Here is a 17,629-nt window from a genome sequence, read left to right as displayed (position 1 = left end):
AAGGAGTGAGCTTAAGCTCACTCCTTTTTACAATAAATCTGCTGCTAGTTGAGCTAAATTAGATCGCTCCCCTTTAACAAACTTCACATGACCACTAATACGCTGTTCTTTAAACTTCTCTACAACATACGTTAAGCCATTATTATATTCATCTAAATATGGGTGATCAATTTGCTGAGGATCTCCCATCAATACAATCTTACTCTTTTCCCCTACCCTAGTTAATATCGTCTTCACTTCATGCTTTGTTAAATTTTGTGCTTCGTCAATGATAATGAACTGATCTGGAATACTTCTCCCGCGTATATAAGTAAGGGCCTCTACTTCAATCGAACCCATTCCAGCTAAAATAGCATCTAACTCTCCTGGCTTTTTCGTATTAAATAAATACTCTAGGTTATCAAAAATTGGCTGCATCCATGGTCTTAACTTTTCTTCTTTTTCTCCTGGTAAATAACCGATATCTTTTCCGACTGGAACAATTGGCCTTGCCACAAGTAATTTTTTATATAACCCTAAGTCTTCTGTTTGCATAAGTCCCGAAGCTAACGCAAGTAACGTTTTTCCTGTGCCGGCTTTCCCCGTTAACGTTACAAGCGGAATATCTTCACGAAGCAACAATTCTAATCCCATAATTTGCTGCACGTTTCGTGGTCGTATCCCCCACACTTGTTCATTGTGAAAAATAAGTTTCTTTACCTTCTTACCTAAGTGATCCACAATGCCAAGAGCAGAACTAGAGCCCCCTAATGCATCTTTCATCACTACAAATTGATTTGGATAAAAAGGATGATTCGCAATTTCAGATAGAGGCAATTCACCTTTCTCATAAAAATAATCCAATTGTTCTTTTGATATATATCCTTCTAAAAAACCAGAATATATATTTTCTACTTCAATTACGCGATCACTTAAATAATCTTCAGCCTTCAAACCAATTGCATCAGCTTTTACTCTTACTAGTACATCTTTACTTACTAAAATAACAGACTTCCCGTCCTCTTTTTCCTGTTCTTCTAAAGATAGATTTTTTGCTACAGCTAAAATTCGATTATCATTTGTTTTTTCTACAAAAATATCTTGTAGTTGCACAAATGAACGATGGTTCAATTCAATACGAAATGTTCCGCCGTTTTCTAGCGGGATACTTTCATGCAGCTTTCCTATTTCACGAAATTTATCTATTAACTTAGATACATAACGAGCGTTTCGTCCTACTTCATCCATATAACGTTTTTTCGAATCAACCTCTTCTAATACAACTGCTGGAATCACTACTTCATTGGTTTCAAATGAAAAAATAGATAAAGGATCCTGCAAAAGTACATTCGTATCTAACACATAAATTTTATCCAACCTGTTACCCCCTGACTCCACTTTTAAATTTGTAGAACAAGGGTTTCATCCATACAATATGGACGAACCATTGTTATAATTATATGTACCGTGTAAACGAGGTAGAATCGAAAATCATAGTCATTAAACCTTTTATTTATTCTTTATTTATTCTTTATTCATTTCTATTCAATATATTACTTTTTATTATAATTATTAACGTTAAATCACAATAACCGATTACAAAAGTGAATAAACGAATTTCCTATTTAGCATCTTTATAATTCTCTTATCCCTACTAACACTTCATTATCCAGCTTTTTCGCTGCCCGAAGATCATATGTTTTTTCATATGTTGGTTCAATTGCAAGTTTCGCTCCATAAAACATAACATCACGCACTTCTTGCACATTTACTTCTATTACAGTTAATTTTAGAGAAATACCTTCCATTCTATCTGTCAAAATTTCACCTGCACCACTTATAGAAAATACGGATTCATTCGCCATTATAGTCAATACCACACCTGTATTATGCCGTATATTTTCCACAATACGTGAACGTTGATCTACTGCAAATCGAATACTAGTTTTACTCACTGCATACACCCAAGAAATAGCACTTACGTTAGGAACTTGCTTTTCGAAATCTGTCGTTGCTATCATAACAATACACTCTTTACGCAACGTTTGTACTAAATCCTCTGTTAAGGTAGGCTCTACTACATTCGCCATATTTTCACCTCCAAACATACTTGGTATATCCTTATCATAACTTATTTTTTGAATTGCGAAAATATTATTTTTTCCCACTATTATTCAAAAACATTATACTTCCATGATATACTTATACTGATAGAATTCGTATTGAGGTGACGAAATGAGAGTCAAATGTATGATTTGTGATAAAAAAGATATGTTAGATGATGAAAATCCTATGGCAAAAAAACTGCGTAATCGCCCTATTCATACATATATGTGCATGGAATGTTCGGAACGAATTGCAGAGCGTACAATGGAACGTCATGCAAGTGGTAATTTCCGATTATATCGTGATAAAAAAATCGAAGATGATTGGTAAAATGTAAATAAGTCCTTACTCATATAGATAAGGACTTATTTATATTTTTCTGGTTCACGATTCATCTGATCCAAAAAACAATCAATGGCTTCTAACGGGAACCTTGCAGATTTCCGTTCTCCATTCATTTCATATGTAATTAAATACATTTCCTCGTTCTTTTCGACTTCCACATTTCTTAATTTATGTTCTTCATATATCATATTTTGAAATAACAAATATGTTTCTTTTGCAGCACTATCATCTGGGCGTGCTTCCGCAACTGTTTTAATTGTTAACCAATTATATAGTGCATCTTGTACTGAACGCATGAAAACTCCCCTTCCTCAGCCTGCTTTTTGTTGTTTCGCTTGACGCAAACGCACTCTATAAATTCCAAGTACAATTGCCGCTACAACAAGCCCTTCTCCAACAGGTAAAAACACAGCAAAAAAGGTTAATACTGTGCATCCAATTGCTAATGATATGTATATCACAATATTTTTTAGTACAGACAACTTTCTAGCAAATCCTAAATTATAAACGAGAGCACTTAATATAATAATCGTCCCATAAAGTAACCACATTCCTAACTCTGGATTTTCATCTACCTTACACAATTTTGCAAAAAAAGACATCCTTTCTAACACACTCTTCCCCCCTAGCAGTAAAATGCAATTTTCTTTATACACTTAATACAAGAGTAACTCGCAAAAAAAATACTGTCCACAAAAATAAGTAAATATTCTAAAAAATAAACAAAATAAAAAAACAACGCCCTTTATAAAGGGCGTTGTTTTTTTATTTTTACGCTTCAACAGATTTCTTTTTCTTAGCAGCTCTTTCGCGCTCACTCTTATCAAGAATCTTTTTACGTAGACGAATTGATTCTGGAGTTACTTCACAGAACTCGTCATCGTTTAAGTACTCTAATGATTCTTCTAAAGTCATTAGGCGTGGTTTCTTCATTGTTGAAGTTTGATCTTTCGTCGCAGAACGAATGTTAGTTTGTTGTTTCATTTTCACAACGTTAACTGTTAAGTCGTTCTCACGAGTGTGTTCTCCTACAATCATACCAGCATATACTTCTGTACCTGGTTCAACGAAGATTACACCACGGTCTTCAACTTGCATAATACCGTATTGTGATGCTTTTCCTGTTTCAAGTGAAACTAGAACACCTTGACGACGTCCACCAACTTGTCCAGCGTGTACTGGTTGGTAGCAATCGAATGTATGGTTTAAAATACCGTAACCACGAGTTAATGTTAAGAATTCTGTTGTGTAACCAATTAAACCACGTGCTGGAACCATGAAAGTAAGGCGAACTTGACCGTTTCCGTTATTCACCATATCTAACATTTCACCTTTACGTGCACCCATAGATTCCATAATAGAACCAGTGTATTCTTCAGGTACATCGATTTGTACACGCTCTACAGGCTCACATCTTACGCCATCAACTTCTTTAATGATTACTTCTGGCTTAGATACTTGTAATTCATAACCTTCACGACGCATGTTTTCAATTAAGATAGATAAATGTAGTTCCCCACGTCCAGATACGATCCACGCATCAGGAGAATCTGTATTATCTACACGTAAACTTACATCTGTTTCTAATTGTGAACGAAGACGCTCTTCAATTTTACGAGATGTAATGTATTTACCTTCACGACCTGCAAATGGGCTGTTATTTACAAGGAACGTCATTTGTAGTGTTGGCTCATCAATACGTAATAATGGTAACGCATCTTGATGTTCAACTGGACATACTGTTTCACCTACGTTAATGTCTTCCATACCAGAAACGGCTACTAAGTCCCCTGCTTTTGCTTCTTCAATTTCTTGACGTTTTAATCCCATGTAACCGAATAATTTCGTTACGCGGAATTGCTTCACGCTTCCGTCTACTTTCATTAAAGCAACTTGTTGTCCAACCTTCATTGTACCGCGGAATACGCGACCAACTCCAATACGTCCAACGTAGTCGTTGTAATCAAGAAGTGCTACTTGGAATTGAAGTGGCTCTTCGCTGTTATCAATTGGTGCTGGAATATGTTCGATAATTGTATCGAATAATGATTTCATATTCTCTTCTTGATTTGCTGGGTTTGAATCTAAGCTTGCTGTTCCGTTCATTGCTGATGCAAATACAACTGGGAACTCTAATTGATCTTCGTTTGCACCAAGCTCAATGAATAAGTCGATTACTTCATCAACTACTTCATCTGGACGAGCGAAGTCACGGTCAATTTTGTTTACAACTACGATTGGAGTTAAGTTTTGCTCAAGAGCTTTCTTTAAAACAAATCGTGTTTGTGGCATACAACCTTCATATGCATCAACAACAAGTAAAACACCATCAACCATTTTCATGATACGTTCTACTTCTCCACCGAAGTCAGCGTGACCAGGTGTATCTAAAATGTTAATTCTTTTATCTTCATAGTGAATCGCTGTATTTTTCGCTAAAATTGTAATACCGCGTTCTCTTTCTAGATCATTTGAATCCATTGCGCGTTCTTCAACGTGTTCGTTCGCACGGAAAGTCCCCGCTTGACGTAATAACTGGTCAACAAGTGTTGTTTTACCATGGTCAACGTGGGCAATAATTGCTATATTACGTAAATCTTGTCGTTTTTTCAACATGTCCAACTCCTAATGTCTTTTTAATCCTTCTCTATTATAAGAGCGAAGGGGATACAATAGCAATTAAAATAAAAGCAAGAATGAAAATATAGTTGTATTCTTACTTTTGTGAAAGTAAAATGAGATTGGAGGGTGAAGAAATGGAACACATTCAATATCGCTTTTTATTAACTGCAATTATCGGTGTTATTTTCTTAATCGGTATCGGCATTATGATTGCTGAAAATAGTCCAATCGGTATTATTATTTGCATTATCGGCACATTTGTTACAGTTGGATACGGTTTTGTAACAAAAAGAAAAATGCGCAAATCACAATAACGCTAAAAAGTAAGAAGCTTATACACAGCCTCTTACTTTTTTTGTTGCTCTCATATAAACGATAACACTTCTTCATACACTCCTGGTTTTGCAACTAACACACTGCTCTTCTCTATGATAGAAAGTGGCGCTCCAGAGAATGTCGTCACCTTACCTCCAACTTCTTCTACAATTATCTGTCCTCCGCCAAAATCCCATGGTGATAATCTCGGCGTTACATATGCATCTATTCTTCCTGTTGCAACGTATACCATCTCTAACGCTGCACAGCCATATGATCTTGTGCCTCTTGCTTTCTTAACAAGTGCCATCATACTTTCCATATTAAGCAATGGATTATCTGTAAGCCATATCGCATTTAAAGCTACAATACCTTGCTCTACAGTTCCTTTTTTCAGTGGAGGAATTGATATATCATTACAAAAAGCTCCAGATCCCTTGACTGCATGATATAGTTCATCATGCACTGGATCATATATAAGTCCAATCTTTCCGATACCGTTCTCATAAATCCCAATTGAAATCGCAAAATTTCTTTTTTGATGAACAAAGTTCATCGTGCCGTCAATTGGATCAATTAACCAAACAACCCCGTCAGAAGACGTTATCTCGTCTCCATAACCCTCTTCTCCTAAAATATTATGATTCGGGAATGTTTCTTTAATTTTCCCAATTAAAAACTGTTCTATCTCTCGGTCCATATTTGTAACTAAGTCAGCTGCATTTGATTTTGTTTCTATAATAAGTGCTTTTTTCATTGATGCCATTAAATGCTCTCCTGCATCCCGAATCCACCGTTTGGCGTGTGCATCAATGTCTTTCCATACTTCTTGCATGTTTAAACACTCCGATCTATACTGTTCACAGAAAAAACGAACCCTTTATAAGGTTCGCACCAACTAATTTTTTATACATATACTATTATTACGCTTCTAAACGAATCATTTCAAGTCTTAACACTTCTAACTTTTGTACACACTCTTCTTTTTTCTGTTTATCATCTTCCATCATCGCATCATATAAAGTTGCTAATTCATAATCTAGCTCCAAACGTAGCACCGGTATTCTCTTTTCAGCATCTGTTCTCTTTAACGCATTAATCACCTGTCTCATATTATTTGCCTCCTCCCAATATTCGTCTGCCCTCGGACTAGAATTAATTCAATTTTCTGATTTTTTGTTTTATACTATACTATGTTGGATAAATCATCTATGCAACAAAATTATATTTTTTTATTTAAATTTTTTTGTGCTGTTTTTTTTATGAATAGTACAAGCTATGCTAAAATAAAAGCAAAATAGGAGTTGGAGGAACAATCATGACAATACAAACATTCAAGTCAACTGATTTTGATGTCTTTACAGTTGATGGTCTCGAAGAACGAATGAGTGCAATTAAAACGAACATTCATCCTAAGCTAGAAGCTTTAGGGGAACAATTTGCAGAATACTTATCCAAACAAACTGATGAGAACTTTTTTTATCATGTTGCAAAACACGCACGCCGCAAAGTCAATCCACCAAACGATACTTGGGTTGCTTTTTCAACAAATAAACGAGGATATAAAATGCTACCGCATTTCCAAATCGGCTTATGGGGTACTCATGCCTTCATATACTTTGGTTTAATCTATGAGTGTCCACAAAAAGTTGAGACGGCTCATGCCTTCTTAGAACATTTAAATGATTTAAAAACAAATATTCCAAATGACTTCGTTTGGTCCATTGACCATACTAAACCAAGTGTGAAATTACATAAAACACTTGAAACCGAAGACTTACAAAAGATGATTGAACGATTAGCTACTGTAAAAAAAGCAGAATTATTAGTTGGTATTCATATATCACCAGAGGAGTTTTCAGCAATGACCAACGAACAATTCCTTGCTAAGATTGAATCTACGATGCAATCACTCCTTCCTTTATATGCACTTTGTAATCGATAGTAGAAAACGGACAATTTATATTGTCCGTTTTTAGTTGTTATCACATTATATCACTTCAGTTTTTATTTTTCAAAATATTTTTTACATTTTTACAAGCTTTTGTTCTTCGACTTCTTTTGCCCTTTGAATAGCACGATATATAGAGTATCCACTTACTTCTTCAAATTCTTTATCAATTTTCTTTTCTTCTGCTTTCGATGGAACAATCTCTTTAAAACGACGATATAAACCCATTAATTCTTCTCTTATAATCCCTTTTTCATAAGCTTTCTCAATCGCTTCATAAAACTTAACAATTGTAACCATTTCCTCATTTGACCAATCATAATCTAACGGATATTGATATTCCATTTCGCACCTCATTTATCATTTCTTCTTGTTTCATTATGCTATCTTAAAGAGAATATTTTATTCTTCATTATAGCCACTCTGCATTATACACTATTTATTCATTTTAATGGAATTGTCTTCCTCTATTCATTAATTGAGGCTAACTATTAAACATACTCACCTTAAAAACATTTTTTTCTATACATCTATAATTATTGGTGATATAATGCTTTTGTTTTATAGAAAGTAAAGTGAAGCTACCATCTCAAAAACGATTTTTTGAATGGCAGAAAAACAAGCCTTATTCTAAAAAGACTAAACTTTTTAGAGCAGGATTATATAAAACAAATTACACTAAATATTATGAAGAAGAAGGGGTGTATAGATTGTCCCAATACGAAACACCATTGTTTACCGCTTTAGTTGAGCACAGTAAGCGAAATCCAATTCAATTCCATATTCCTGGTCATAAAAAAGGACAGGGCATGGATCCTACATTTCGCGAATTTATTGGGCATAATGCATTAGCAATTGATTTAATTAATATTGCGCCACTCGATGATTTACATCATCCAAAAGGTATGATTAAAGAAGCACAGGATTTAGCAGCCGCTGCATTCGGTGCAGATCATACTTTCTTTTCTATTCAAGGTACAAGTGGTGCTATTATGACAATGGTGATGAGCGTTTGCGGTCCTGGTGACAAAATCCTAGTACCACGAAACGTGCATAAGTCAGTAATGTCAGCTATTATTTTCTCAGGCGCAAAACCGATTTTCATGCATCCTGAAATCGATCCGAAGCTCGGTATTTCTCATGGAATCACAATTCAATCTGTCAAAAAAGCACTTGAAGAGCACTCAGATGCAAAGGGCTTACTTGTTATTAACCCAACGTACTTTGGGTTTGCTGCAGACTTAGAACAGATTGTACAATTAGCACATTCTTATGACATCCCTGTACTAGTCGACGAGGCTCATGGTGTTCATATTCATTTTCACGATGAATTACCCATGTCAGCGATGCAAGCTGGTGCAGATATGGCAGCAACAAGTGTTCACAAATTAGGAGGCTCTTTAACTCAAAGTTCTATTCTTAATGTGAAAGAAGGCTTAGTGAATGTAAAGCATGTCCAATCTATTATTAGCATGCTTACGACTACATCAACTTCTTACATCTTGTTAGCATCCCTTGATGTTGCGAGAAAGCGTCTTGCTACAGAAGGAACAGCACTCATAGAACAAACAATACAATTAGCTGAACATGTTCGTGATGCTATAAATTCTATTGAGCATCTTTACTGTCCTGGAAAAGAAATGTTAGGTACAGATGCTACCTTTAACTATGATCCAACAAAGATAATTGTATCTGTAAAAGATTTAGGTATTACCGGCCACCAAGCTGAAGTATGGCTTAGAGAGCAATATAACATTGAAGTAGAACTCTCAGATCTATACAACATACTATGTCTTATCACTTTGGGAGATACAGAAAGTGATACAAATACACTTATTGCAGCTTTACACGATTTAGCAGCAACATTTAGAAATAGGGCAGATAAAGGTGTTCAAATACAAGTAGAGATTCCAGAAATTCCAGTGCTAGCACTTTCTCCTCGAGATGCTTTTTATTCGGAAACAGAAGTCATTCCATTTGAAAATGCAGCGGGTCGTATTATAGCTGATTTTGTTATGGTTTATCCGCCAGGGATTCCAATCTTTACTCCGGGGGAAATTATTACACAAGAAAACTTAGAGTATATTCGGAAAAACTTAGAAGCAGGTTTACCTGTACAAGGTCCTGAAGATATGACCTTACAAACATTACGTGTTATTAAAGAGTACAAGCCTATCAGTTGATAGGCTTTTTTTTTCACCTTTTTTCCTTTTCTTCATACGATACTTAAGAATGTAACGTATAGGTGGGGATACTATTATGATTGTAATAGGCCGTTCTATTGTACATCCTTATATTACAAATGAATATGAGCCATTTGCAGCAGAGAAACAACAAATTTTATCAATAATGGCAGGAAATCAAGAAGTTTATTCCTTCCGAACAGCTGATGAACTCAGCTTTGATCTCAATTTACGAGTTAATATTATTATCTCTGCACTAGAGCTTTTTCAAAGTGGATTTCAGTTTCGCACATTTCAACAATCCTTTTGCAACCCCCAGTATTGGAAAAGAACATCCCTTGGAGGATTCGAGCTTCTTCCAAACATACCATCTTCTATTGCCATACAAGATATTTTTAAAAATGGAAAACTATATGGAACTGAATGCGCAACCGCTATGATCATTATTTTTTATAAAGCTTTACTATCATTGTATGAGGAAGAAACTTTCAATCGTCTATTTGCAAATCTTTTACTTTATACATGGGACTACGATCAAGATCTAAGGCTCATAACAAAAAACGGTGGCGATCTTGTTCCAGGTGACCTCGTTTACTTTAAAAACCCACAAGTGAATCCAGCTACGATTGAGTGGCAAGGAGAAAACACAATCTATTTAGGAAATTTCTTTTTTTACGGACATGGCGTGGGTGTAAAAACAAAAGAAGAAATTATTTATTCATTAAATGAACGAAGAGTCCCTTACGCTTTTATTTCAGCTTTCTTGACTGATACTATTACCCGTATCGATAGCCGTATAATGAGCCAATATGCTTCTTCTAGTACACCACAGACATCCATAAGCTTTATTCCAATTAGAGATGATGCAATCGTTGCAACAGTTGGTCATACAACTACAATTTATTAAAAAAGCGCCTACACATGTAGGCGCTTTTTCTTATTATTAAGCTTTTGTATGTTCTTTATGGTCACATTCGCAATGAGATCCACATTTCCCGTATAGTACTGTTGATTTTTCATCTTCAAAATGTCCAATTGTTCCTTCACATACTTGGCATACGATTGTTCCCATTTTCATTTCCCCCTGAGTTTTAATAGTAATCTATTTATTTATCATTAAGCTTTCGCATTATCTTTTCTAGCACAGTCACAATTTGTTCCACATTTTCCGTAAAGTACCGTCGTTTTCTCATCTTCAAAATGTCCGATTGTTCCTTCACATACTTGGCATACGATTGTTCCCATTTTTCATTTCCCCCTAAGTTTATGGTCCTAAAAACTTTTAGCTGTCCATTTCCTATCAATTATTGGGCTTTTGTATGCTCTGTGTGATCACATCCGCAAGATCCACATTTCCCGTAAAGTACCGTTACTTTCTCATCTTCGAAGTGTGCAATTGTACCTTCACAATCTTGACATACGATTGTTCCCATTTTTCATTTCCCCCTAAGTTTATAATCCCAAAAACTTTTTTGTAACCGCTTAACTTTCTGTCTTTATTTTAATATGTTATACTTTTTACGTCAATAGGTTTTTAGTATAACACATTAAATATTTTTAATTTAAATTAGTATGCGATATTAAAATAAAAAACAGCCATATTTATAAGTACGACTGTTTCACATTAATTATTCTTCATATTCCGCATGTAAAGAAGTTGACGGAACTAGAAATTTGAAAAACTGAGCTAACTCCTTTGCTTCCTCTTCTGATCCTAATTTAAAAATCTCCTGTATATATTGAACATTCTCTACATCATCTCGTCCGAGTAAAGTAGACCTTCCTGTTTGCATACAAACAATGAGCGGCTTTCCAAAAAACATATTTGTATAAATAACACCAAAATCATAACGTGTATCATGTGTCATAAACCCTAAAAATCGTACCTTCACACTTTCATGCTCATCATACAATTTTTCAAACATTAGTTTCCACCTTTCTACATCACGTTTCATTAATAGTATATTAAACAAAACATGTAATACTCCTTTTAATTGTCAAAAAATTCAGTAGGATGTAGAATGATAGTATTCTACTAAGCTAGGGGGAACTTATATGCAACACGCCTTTATTACGCTTGTACCGAAATCCAACCAACAATCAGTTTCAATAGATGATATAAAACAACTTTTTCATTATTATAAAACAGTTACTTCTAAAACTGGTGCCCAAATTAATTACACGTATACAAATACCGCTTTTCCTTATGAAATTTTAGATACATCTACAACAACATTAAAACTTCAATCCACTCACGACCGGTATGACTCAATTTATATTGGTGTTGGTATAGAAAATGAACAATCTTTCATCCAAGTTTCTTTACCACCTAATGCAACATTTGGTGACAAAGGGAAAGCAAATGAATTTTGCCGTTTTTTAGCGAAGAAATTAGAAGGAGAGTTACAATTATTTAATGGAAGAACAATGTATTTTTATAAACGCTAATTTAAAAAATAGATAATATGATTAAAAATAATATACAATTCGAACATGTAAGAAATAAAGCTTGCTTTCTTACGTGCAATACAAAATATGCTATTACATAGGCTAAATATAGAAATACGAAAAAAAGAATAACTTTATAATGAAACTTATCACCATTCGATAATGTTAATACAGTGGAAAAGCCACTCCATAGTAGTAAATGATAAAATATAACATGTAATATTTTCATGGAACCTTCTCCTTTGACATGCTCTATTTTATTAATATATGGGGTTAAGTTTGAATCAATTACATATTATAGGATGATATATATTACCTTTGAAGTAAGTTAAGCCTGAATCATTTGTTAAAGTATTATATATTCATTCGACAAGTACGTTTAAAGACCTTGCAAGTCATTTGATGAAAATAAAAATAGCCCCTCTCTTACAATAAGAGAAGGGCTATTTACATTACTTAAATTATTTTACAATGTGAATTGGCATTCCAAGAGCAACTTCAGCTGCCTCCATTGTGATTTCACCTAATGTTGGGTGAGCATGGATTGTTTGAGCGATATCTTCAGCTGTCATTCCAGCTTCGATAGCTAAACCAATCTCAGAAATAATATCAGAAGCACCTGCACCTGCAACTTGAGCACCTACAAGAAGACCATCTTCTTTACGTGTTACAAGTTGTAGGAAACCGTCAGTGCTGTTTAATGATAATGCACGACCGTTAGCAGCGAATGGGAACTTAGATACAGTTACAGTCATTCCAGCTTCTTCAGCTTGTTTTTTAGTGTAACCAACAGATGCTAGTTCTGGATCAGTGAAGCATACTGCAGGAATTCCGATGTAATCGATAGCTGATGCATGGCCACTAATTGCTTCTACAGCTACTTTACCTTCGTAAGAAGCTTTGTGAGCTAATGGTGGTCCAGGAACGATATCACCGATTGCATAGATGTTTGGTACATTTGTACGACATTGCTCATCGATTTCGATGATGCCGCGGTCAGTCATTTTAACTCCAACTTGCTCAAGACCGATTTCTTGAGTGTTTGGACGACGACCTACAGTTACTAATACGTAGTCTGCTTCTACAGTTTGGATTTCACCTTTAACTTCAAAGCTAACTTTTACGCCAGTTTCTGTTTCTTCAACGCCTTTAGCCATAGCTTTTGTATGGATATTTACGTTACCTTTTTTCTGTAGAGCACGTTTAACAACAGAGCTCATAGCTTTTTCGAAACCAGCTAAGATTTCGTCGCCAGCTTCTACTACAGTAACTTCTGTACCGAAGTTAGCATATGCAGTACCTAATTCCATACCGATGTAACCGCCGCCGATTACAACAAGTTTTTTAGGAATTTCAGGTAAGCTTAAAGCACCTGTAGAGTTGATAACACGTTTAGAGTATTTGAATCCTGGAATTTCGATTGGTGTAGAACCAGTTGCAAGAACAGCATTTTTAAACGTATAAGTTTGAGCTGCATCTTCAGTCATAACGCGTAATGTATTAGCATCTACGAAGTAAGCTTCACCGCGAATGATTTCAACTTTGTTACCTTTAAGAAGGCCTTCAACACCGCCAGTTAATTTCTTAACTACGCCGTTTTTCCATTCTTGAACTTTTGTAAAGTCAACTTTTACGTTTTCTGCAGTAATACCCATGTCATCAGAATGCATTGCATTCTCATAACGATGACCTGCATTGATTAACGCTTTTGAAGGAATACATCCAACGTTTAAGCATACGCCACCAAGGTTAGCTTTTTCAATGATTGCTACCTTTTGACCTAATTGTGCTGCACGAATTGCCGCAACGTATCCACCAGGACCTGCACCAACAACGACTGTATCTAATTCAATTGGGAAATCTCCTACTACCATTGTTATTACGCCTCCATTACTAATAATTGTGGGTCATTCAATAGACGTTTAATTTGGTTTAACGCTTTTTGAGCAGTTGCACCGTCAATTAAACGATGGTCAAAGCTTAGAGATAATGCTAATACTGGAGCTGCAACGATCTCACCGTTTTTCACAACTGGTTTTTCAGCGATACGGCCGATACCAAGGATTGCTACTTCTGGGTGGTTGATAACTGGAGTGAACCATTGTCCACCTGCAGAACCAATGTTTGTAATTGTGCAAGAAGCACCTTTCATTTCAGCTGGAGCTAGACGACCTTCACGTGCTTTACCAGCAAGATCATTGATCTCGTTAGAGATTGTGAAGATAGACTTACGATCTGTATCTTTAACAACTGGTACTAATAGACCTTTGTCTGTATCAGCTGCGATACCGATGTTGAAGTAATGTTTATGAACTACTTCTTGAGATGCATCGTCTAAAGAAGTGTTTAACATTGGGTATTCACGTAATGCAGATGTTAAAGCTTTAACAACGTACGGAAGGTAAGTTAATTTAATACCTTTGTCAGCTGCTACTGCTTTGAACTTCTTACGGTGAGCAACAAGTTCTGTTACATCTACTTCATCCATTAATGTTACGTGAGGAGCTGTGTGTTTAGAGTTAACCATTGCTTTCGCAATCGCTTTACGGATACCACTCATTTTCTCACGAGTTTCTGGATATTCACCAGCTGGGATTGGTTGTGCTTTTGGTGCTTCTTCTTTCGCTGCTGCTGGAGTAGCTTCTACTGCTGCTGGAGCCTCAGTTGCTGCTACAGTTTGTCCACCATTTGCAAATGCATCGATGTCAGCTTTTACGATACGGCCATTCTTACCAGTACCAGCTACTTTATGAATGTCTACACCTTTTTCACGAGCGTATTTACGAACAGATGGCATAGCAATTACGCGCTCATTTACTACTTCTGCAGTTGCTGCTGGAGTAGCTTCCGCTGCTGGAGCTTCTACTGCTGCTTCTTCAGCTTTTGGAGCTTCATCATGATCGTCACCTTTAAATTTAAGGTTTTCGTATCCAGGAGCATCAAATTTAATTAATGTATCTCCTACGATTGCAACTGTTCCTTCTTCTACAAGTACTTCAAGTACTTTACCTTTAACAGGAGAAGGGATTTCTACTACTGCTTTATCATTTTGTACTTCAAGAAGTACATCGTCTTCGTTTACTTCATCGCCTGGTTTAATAAACCATTTTACGATTTCACCTTCGTGGATACCTTCACCGATATCTGGTAGTTTAAATTCAAATGCCACGGAATTCAGCCCCCTGATTCATTTCATTATTATGGAATATGTACAAAAGAAACCAGCATGTGCTGATTTCTTTTGCACATGAAAAGCTAAAAATTAGAAGTTCATTACTTTGTTTACAGCTTCAACAATATCTTTGTGGTTTGGTAACCATACGCTCTCTGCTTGAGAGAATGGGAATACTGTATCAGCAGCTGCAACACGTACAACTGGAGCTTCTAAGTTTAAGATTGCACGGTCGTTAATTTCCGCTACAACGTTAGCTGCAATACCAGCTTGTTTTTGAGCTTCTTGAACTACAACTACGCGACCTGTTTTTTCAACAGAAGCGATGATTGTTTCGATATCTAATGGTTGAACTGTACGTAAGTCAACAACCTCTAAAGAGATACCTTCTTTTTCAAGTTCTTCAGCAGCTTTTAATGCAGCGTGAACCATAGCACCGTAAGCGATAACAGATACATCTGTACCTTCACGTTTGATATCAGCTTTACCTAAATCAATTGTGTAATCACCTTCTGGTACCTCTTGACGGAATGAACGGTACAATTTCATATGCTCTAAGTAGATAACTGGATCGTTGTCACGAATCGCAGAGATTAAAAGACCTTTAGCATCGTATGGAGTAGATGGAATAACAACTTTTAGACCAGGTTGTTGAGCCACTAATCCTTCTAAGCTATCAGCATGTAGTTCAGGAGTATGAACACCACCACCGAATGGAGAACGAACTGTTACTGGAGCAGTCCAACGTCCACCAGAACGGTAACGCATACGAGCTAATTGACCAGAAATTGAATCCATTACTTCATAAACGAAACCGAAGAATTGGATTTCTGGAACTGGACGGAATCCTTCAAGTGCAAGACCAACTGCAAGTCCACCAATACCAGACTCTGCAAGTGGAGTATCCATTACACGATCTTCACCAAATTCAGCTTGTAAACCTTCAGTAGCACGGAATACACCGCCGTTTACACCAACGTCTTCACCAAATACAAGTACGTTAGGGTCATTTTTCATTTCAACGCGTAAAGCATCAGTGATTGCTTGAATCATTGTCATTTGAGCCATGGCTTACTTCGACTCCTTTTCTTTGTAGATTTCATATTGTTCAGCTAAGTTGTAAGGCATTTTTTCGTACATGATTTCCATTAAATCAGTTACTTTTTGTTTTGGAGCTTGGTCAGCCTTAGCAATTGCTTGTTTGATATCTTCTTTTGCTTCTTCGATTACTGTCTCTTCAACTTCTTGAGACCATAGGCCTTTAGCTTCTAAGAACTTACGGAAGCGTACGATTGGGTCTTTTTGTTCCCATTCGTTTTCGATATCTTTTGTACGGTAACGAGTTGGGTCATCACCAGCCATTGTATGTGGACCGTAACGGAATGTTAAAGTCTCGATTAAAGTAGGGCCTTCGCCATTTACTGCGCGCTCACGAGCAAAAGCAGTTGCTGCGTATACAGCTAATGGATCCATACCGTCTACTTGAATTCCGTAAATACCTGCTGCTACTGCTTTTTGTGCTACAGTTTTAGCTGCAGATTGCTTTTCTACTGGAGTAGAGATTGCATAACGGTTGTTTTGAACAACGAAGATTGCTGGAGCTTTGAATGCACCTGCAAAGTTCATACCTTCGTAGAAGTCACCTTGTGAAGCACCACCGTCACCAGTATAAGTAATTGCAACAGATTTTTTACCACGTAGTTTCATACCTAACGCAACACCAGCAGTTTGGATGATTTGCGCACCGATAATGATCTGTGGAGCTAATGCATTTACATTCTCAGGCATTTGGTTACCCATGAAGTGTCCACGAGAGAATAAGAATGCTTGGTATAATGGTAATCCGTGCCATACTAATTGTGGTACATCACGGTATCCTGGTAAGATGAAGTCTTCTGCTTCAAGTGCGAAATGACTTGCTAATTGAGAAGCTTCTTGTCCAGCTGTAGGTGCGTAGAAACCTAAACGTCCTTGACGGTTTAAAGAAATAGAACGTTGATCTAATACGCGAGTATACACCATACGACGCATTAATTCTTTTAATTGATCATCAGATAATTCAGGCATAGCTGCTTCATTCACAACTTCACCGTTTTCATTTAAAATTTGTAATGTTTCAAATTGAGCTGCGATAGCTTTCATTTGCTCATCAACATTAAATAGGGTCTTTTTTGTTTTAGTACCCATTCCGTTCACCTCTTCCTCTCTTGAACCATATTCTGAAACGCTTTCACTGGCTATTTTCCAGTTTAAAAAGCGCAACGATGTAAACCAACATGTTTGTATGTCGGTTGAGAATAATTTTGTGTACCTAACAATCTGTACTAATGTTTTTTCAGAAACATATTAATACAATCTTGATCACGTTTTTTAGTTTACAACTATTCTAATTACGATGTCAATTACTTTGAATACGTTTTTTTATAAATAATATGCAGGTTTCTACTACACAAACGTGTTTTTATTTTTTACATCTGTATTAGTAAGCATTGACCTACTGTTATATTA

General features: G+C 36.1%; 23 protein-coding genes. 6 read left to right on the top strand and 17 right to left on the bottom strand.

Annotation, left to right across the window (positions count from 1 at the left end):
* Positions 1–27: 27 nt before the first annotated feature.
* Both GBN78_RS01875 and GBN78_RS01870 read right to left on the bottom strand, forming a co-directional pair.
* Complete coding sequence (locus GBN78_RS01875) at positions 28–1,356, bottom strand: PhoH family protein (RefSeq protein ID WP_000358083.1); 1,329 nt, start codon at positions 1,354–1,356, stop codon at positions 28–30.
* A 257-nt stretch (positions 1,357–1,613) separates the two neighbouring features.
* Positions 1,614–2,069: a pyridoxamine 5'-phosphate oxidase family protein gene (locus GBN78_RS01870; RefSeq protein ID WP_000024597.1), complete on the bottom strand. Its 456-nt coding sequence runs from the start codon at positions 2,067–2,069 to the stop codon at positions 1,614–1,616.
* Between the two features lie 145 nt (positions 2,070–2,214).
* Here GBN78_RS01870 and GBN78_RS01865 point away from each other — a divergent pair, with 145 nt between their 5' ends.
* Positions 2,215–2,415 (top strand): YlaI family protein, encoded by a 201-nt coding sequence (locus tag GBN78_RS01865; RefSeq protein ID WP_002082250.1) that lies wholly within the window; start codon positions 2,215–2,217, stop codon positions 2,413–2,415.
* 35 nt (positions 2,416–2,450) lie between these two features.
* On the opposite strand, the gene GBN78_RS01860 is transcribed toward GBN78_RS01865, so the two are convergent.
* From GBN78_RS01860 to typA, 3 genes are all read right to left on the bottom strand, one after another.
* Positions 2,451–2,726, bottom strand: coding sequence for a hypothetical protein (locus GBN78_RS01860; protein ID WP_001258147.1), 276 nt, complete (start codon positions 2,724–2,726; stop codon positions 2,451–2,453).
* A 15-nt stretch (positions 2,727–2,741) separates the two neighbouring features.
* Positions 2,742–3,044, bottom strand: coding sequence for a YlaH-like family protein (locus GBN78_RS01855; RefSeq protein ID WP_000893664.1), 303 nt, complete (start codon positions 3,042–3,044; stop codon positions 2,742–2,744).
* A gap of 157 nt (positions 3,045–3,201) precedes the next feature.
* On the bottom strand, positions 3,202–5,046 hold the full coding sequence (typA, locus tag GBN78_RS01850) for a translational GTPase TypA (RefSeq protein ID WP_000914762.1): 1,845 nt from the start codon (positions 5,044–5,046) through the stop codon (positions 3,202–3,204).
* Positions 5,047–5,186: 140 nt separating this feature from the next.
* On the opposite strand from typA, the gene GBN78_RS01845 reads away from it, so the two are divergent.
* Entirely contained in the window at positions 5,187–5,366 is a 180-nt protein-coding gene (locus tag GBN78_RS01845; RefSeq protein ID WP_000400127.1) for a DUF5325 family protein, read from the top strand.
* A 50-nt stretch (positions 5,367–5,416) separates the two neighbouring features.
* Here the strand turns inward: GBN78_RS01845 and GBN78_RS01840 are convergent, their stop codons facing one another.
* Together GBN78_RS01840 and GBN78_RS01835 are read right to left on the bottom strand one after the other, a co-directional pair.
* On the bottom strand, positions 5,417–6,202 hold the full coding sequence (locus GBN78_RS01840; protein WP_001158703.1) for an inositol monophosphatase family protein: 786 nt from the start codon (positions 6,200–6,202) through the stop codon (positions 5,417–5,419).
* Positions 6,203–6,290: 88 nt separating this feature from the next.
* On the bottom strand, positions 6,291–6,479 hold the full coding sequence (locus tag GBN78_RS01835; RefSeq protein WP_001250164.1) for a hypothetical protein: 189 nt from the start codon (positions 6,477–6,479) through the stop codon (positions 6,291–6,293).
* A gap of 206 nt (positions 6,480–6,685) precedes the next feature.
* Here GBN78_RS01835 and GBN78_RS01830 point away from each other — a divergent pair, with 206 nt between their 5' ends.
* Positions 6,686–7,312, top strand: a complete 627-nt coding sequence (locus GBN78_RS01830) for a YktB family protein (protein WP_000155317.1) — start codon at positions 6,686–6,688, stop codon at positions 7,310–7,312.
* An 81-nt stretch (positions 7,313–7,393) separates the two neighbouring features.
* On the opposite strand, the gene GBN78_RS01825 is transcribed toward GBN78_RS01830, so the two are convergent.
* Entirely contained in the window at positions 7,394–7,663 is a 270-nt protein-coding gene (locus GBN78_RS01825) for a UPF0223 family protein (protein WP_000456549.1), read from the bottom strand.
* A gap of 365 nt (positions 7,664–8,028) precedes the next feature.
* On the opposite strand from GBN78_RS01825, the gene speA reads away from it, so the two are divergent.
* Together speA and GBN78_RS01815 are read left to right on the top strand one after the other, a co-directional pair.
* Positions 8,029–9,501: an arginine decarboxylase gene (gene speA, locus GBN78_RS01820; protein ID WP_000084897.1), complete on the top strand. Its 1,473-nt coding sequence runs from the start codon at positions 8,029–8,031 to the stop codon at positions 9,499–9,501.
* Positions 9,502–9,577: 76 nt separating this feature from the next.
* Positions 9,578–10,408 carry a protein-glutamine gamma-glutamyltransferase gene (locus GBN78_RS01815; RefSeq protein ID WP_000635342.1) on the top strand — a complete coding sequence of 277 codons (831 nt, stop codon included), beginning with the start codon at positions 9,578–9,580 and terminating at the stop codon, positions 10,406–10,408.
* 36 nt (positions 10,409–10,444) lie between these two features.
* On the opposite strand, the gene GBN78_RS01810 is transcribed toward GBN78_RS01815, so the two are convergent.
* The 4 genes from GBN78_RS01810 to GBN78_RS01795 all read right to left on the bottom strand — a co-directional run bounded on the left by GBN78_RS01810 (position 10,445) and on the right by GBN78_RS01795 (position 11,426).
* Positions 10,445–10,573: a GapA-binding peptide SR1P gene (locus tag GBN78_RS01810; protein ID WP_000536796.1), complete on the bottom strand. Its 129-nt coding sequence runs from the start codon at positions 10,571–10,573 to the stop codon at positions 10,445–10,447.
* A gap of 44 nt (positions 10,574–10,617) precedes the next feature.
* Entirely contained in the window at positions 10,618–10,746 is a 129-nt protein-coding gene (locus GBN78_RS01805; RefSeq protein WP_000536803.1) for a GapA-binding peptide SR1P, read from the bottom strand.
* A gap of 59 nt (positions 10,747–10,805) precedes the next feature.
* Positions 10,806–10,934, bottom strand: coding sequence for a GapA-binding peptide SR1P (locus GBN78_RS01800; RefSeq protein ID WP_000536778.1), 129 nt, complete (start codon positions 10,932–10,934; stop codon positions 10,806–10,808).
* A gap of 195 nt (positions 10,935–11,129) precedes the next feature.
* Positions 11,130–11,426: a DUF3055 domain-containing protein gene (locus GBN78_RS01795; RefSeq protein WP_000462038.1), complete on the bottom strand. Its 297-nt coding sequence runs from the start codon at positions 11,424–11,426 to the stop codon at positions 11,130–11,132.
* 130 nt (positions 11,427–11,556) lie between these two features.
* On the opposite strand from GBN78_RS01795, the gene GBN78_RS01790 reads away from it, so the two are divergent.
* Entirely contained in the window at positions 11,557–11,949 is a 393-nt protein-coding gene (locus tag GBN78_RS01790; protein WP_001163302.1) for a DUF1885 family protein, read from the top strand.
* A gap of 1 nt (position 11,950) precedes the next feature.
* Here GBN78_RS01790 and GBN78_RS01785 read toward each other — a convergent pair whose 3' ends face one another.
* From GBN78_RS01785 to pdhA, 5 genes are all read right to left on the bottom strand, one after another.
* Positions 11,951–12,178, bottom strand: a complete 228-nt coding sequence (locus tag GBN78_RS01785) for a hypothetical protein (protein ID WP_000697469.1) — start codon at positions 12,176–12,178, stop codon at positions 11,951–11,953.
* A 232-nt stretch (positions 12,179–12,410) separates the two neighbouring features.
* Complete coding sequence (gene lpdA, locus GBN78_RS01780) at positions 12,411–13,823, bottom strand: dihydrolipoyl dehydrogenase (protein ID WP_000260104.1); 1,413 nt, start codon at positions 13,821–13,823, stop codon at positions 12,411–12,413.
* A gap of 5 nt (positions 13,824–13,828) precedes the next feature.
* Positions 13,829–15,118, bottom strand: coding sequence for a pyruvate dehydrogenase complex dihydrolipoyllysine-residue acetyltransferase (gene pdhC, locus GBN78_RS01775; RefSeq protein ID WP_000863419.1), 1,290 nt, complete (start codon positions 15,116–15,118; stop codon positions 13,829–13,831).
* A 93-nt stretch (positions 15,119–15,211) separates the two neighbouring features.
* Positions 15,212–16,189 (bottom strand): pyruvate dehydrogenase complex E1 component subunit beta, encoded by a 978-nt coding sequence (pdhB, locus tag GBN78_RS01770; protein ID WP_000068168.1) that lies wholly within the window; start codon positions 16,187–16,189, stop codon positions 15,212–15,214.
* A gap of 3 nt (positions 16,190–16,192) precedes the next feature.
* Positions 16,193–17,308 (bottom strand): pyruvate dehydrogenase E1 component subunit alpha, encoded by a 1,116-nt coding sequence (gene pdhA, locus GBN78_RS01765; protein ID WP_000536895.1) that lies wholly within the window; start codon positions 17,306–17,308, stop codon positions 16,193–16,195.
* Positions 17,309–17,629 lie beyond the last annotated feature (321 nt).

The organism is Bacillus sp. B2-WWTP-C-10-Post-4, assembly GCF_009183805.1.
Taxonomy (GTDB): domain Bacteria; phylum Bacillota; class Bacilli; order Bacillales; family Bacillaceae_G; genus Bacillus_A; species Bacillus_A cereus.
The sequence above is the reverse complement of the archived record's forward strand: the minus strand, read 5'-3'. Positions and strand labels throughout refer to the sequence as shown.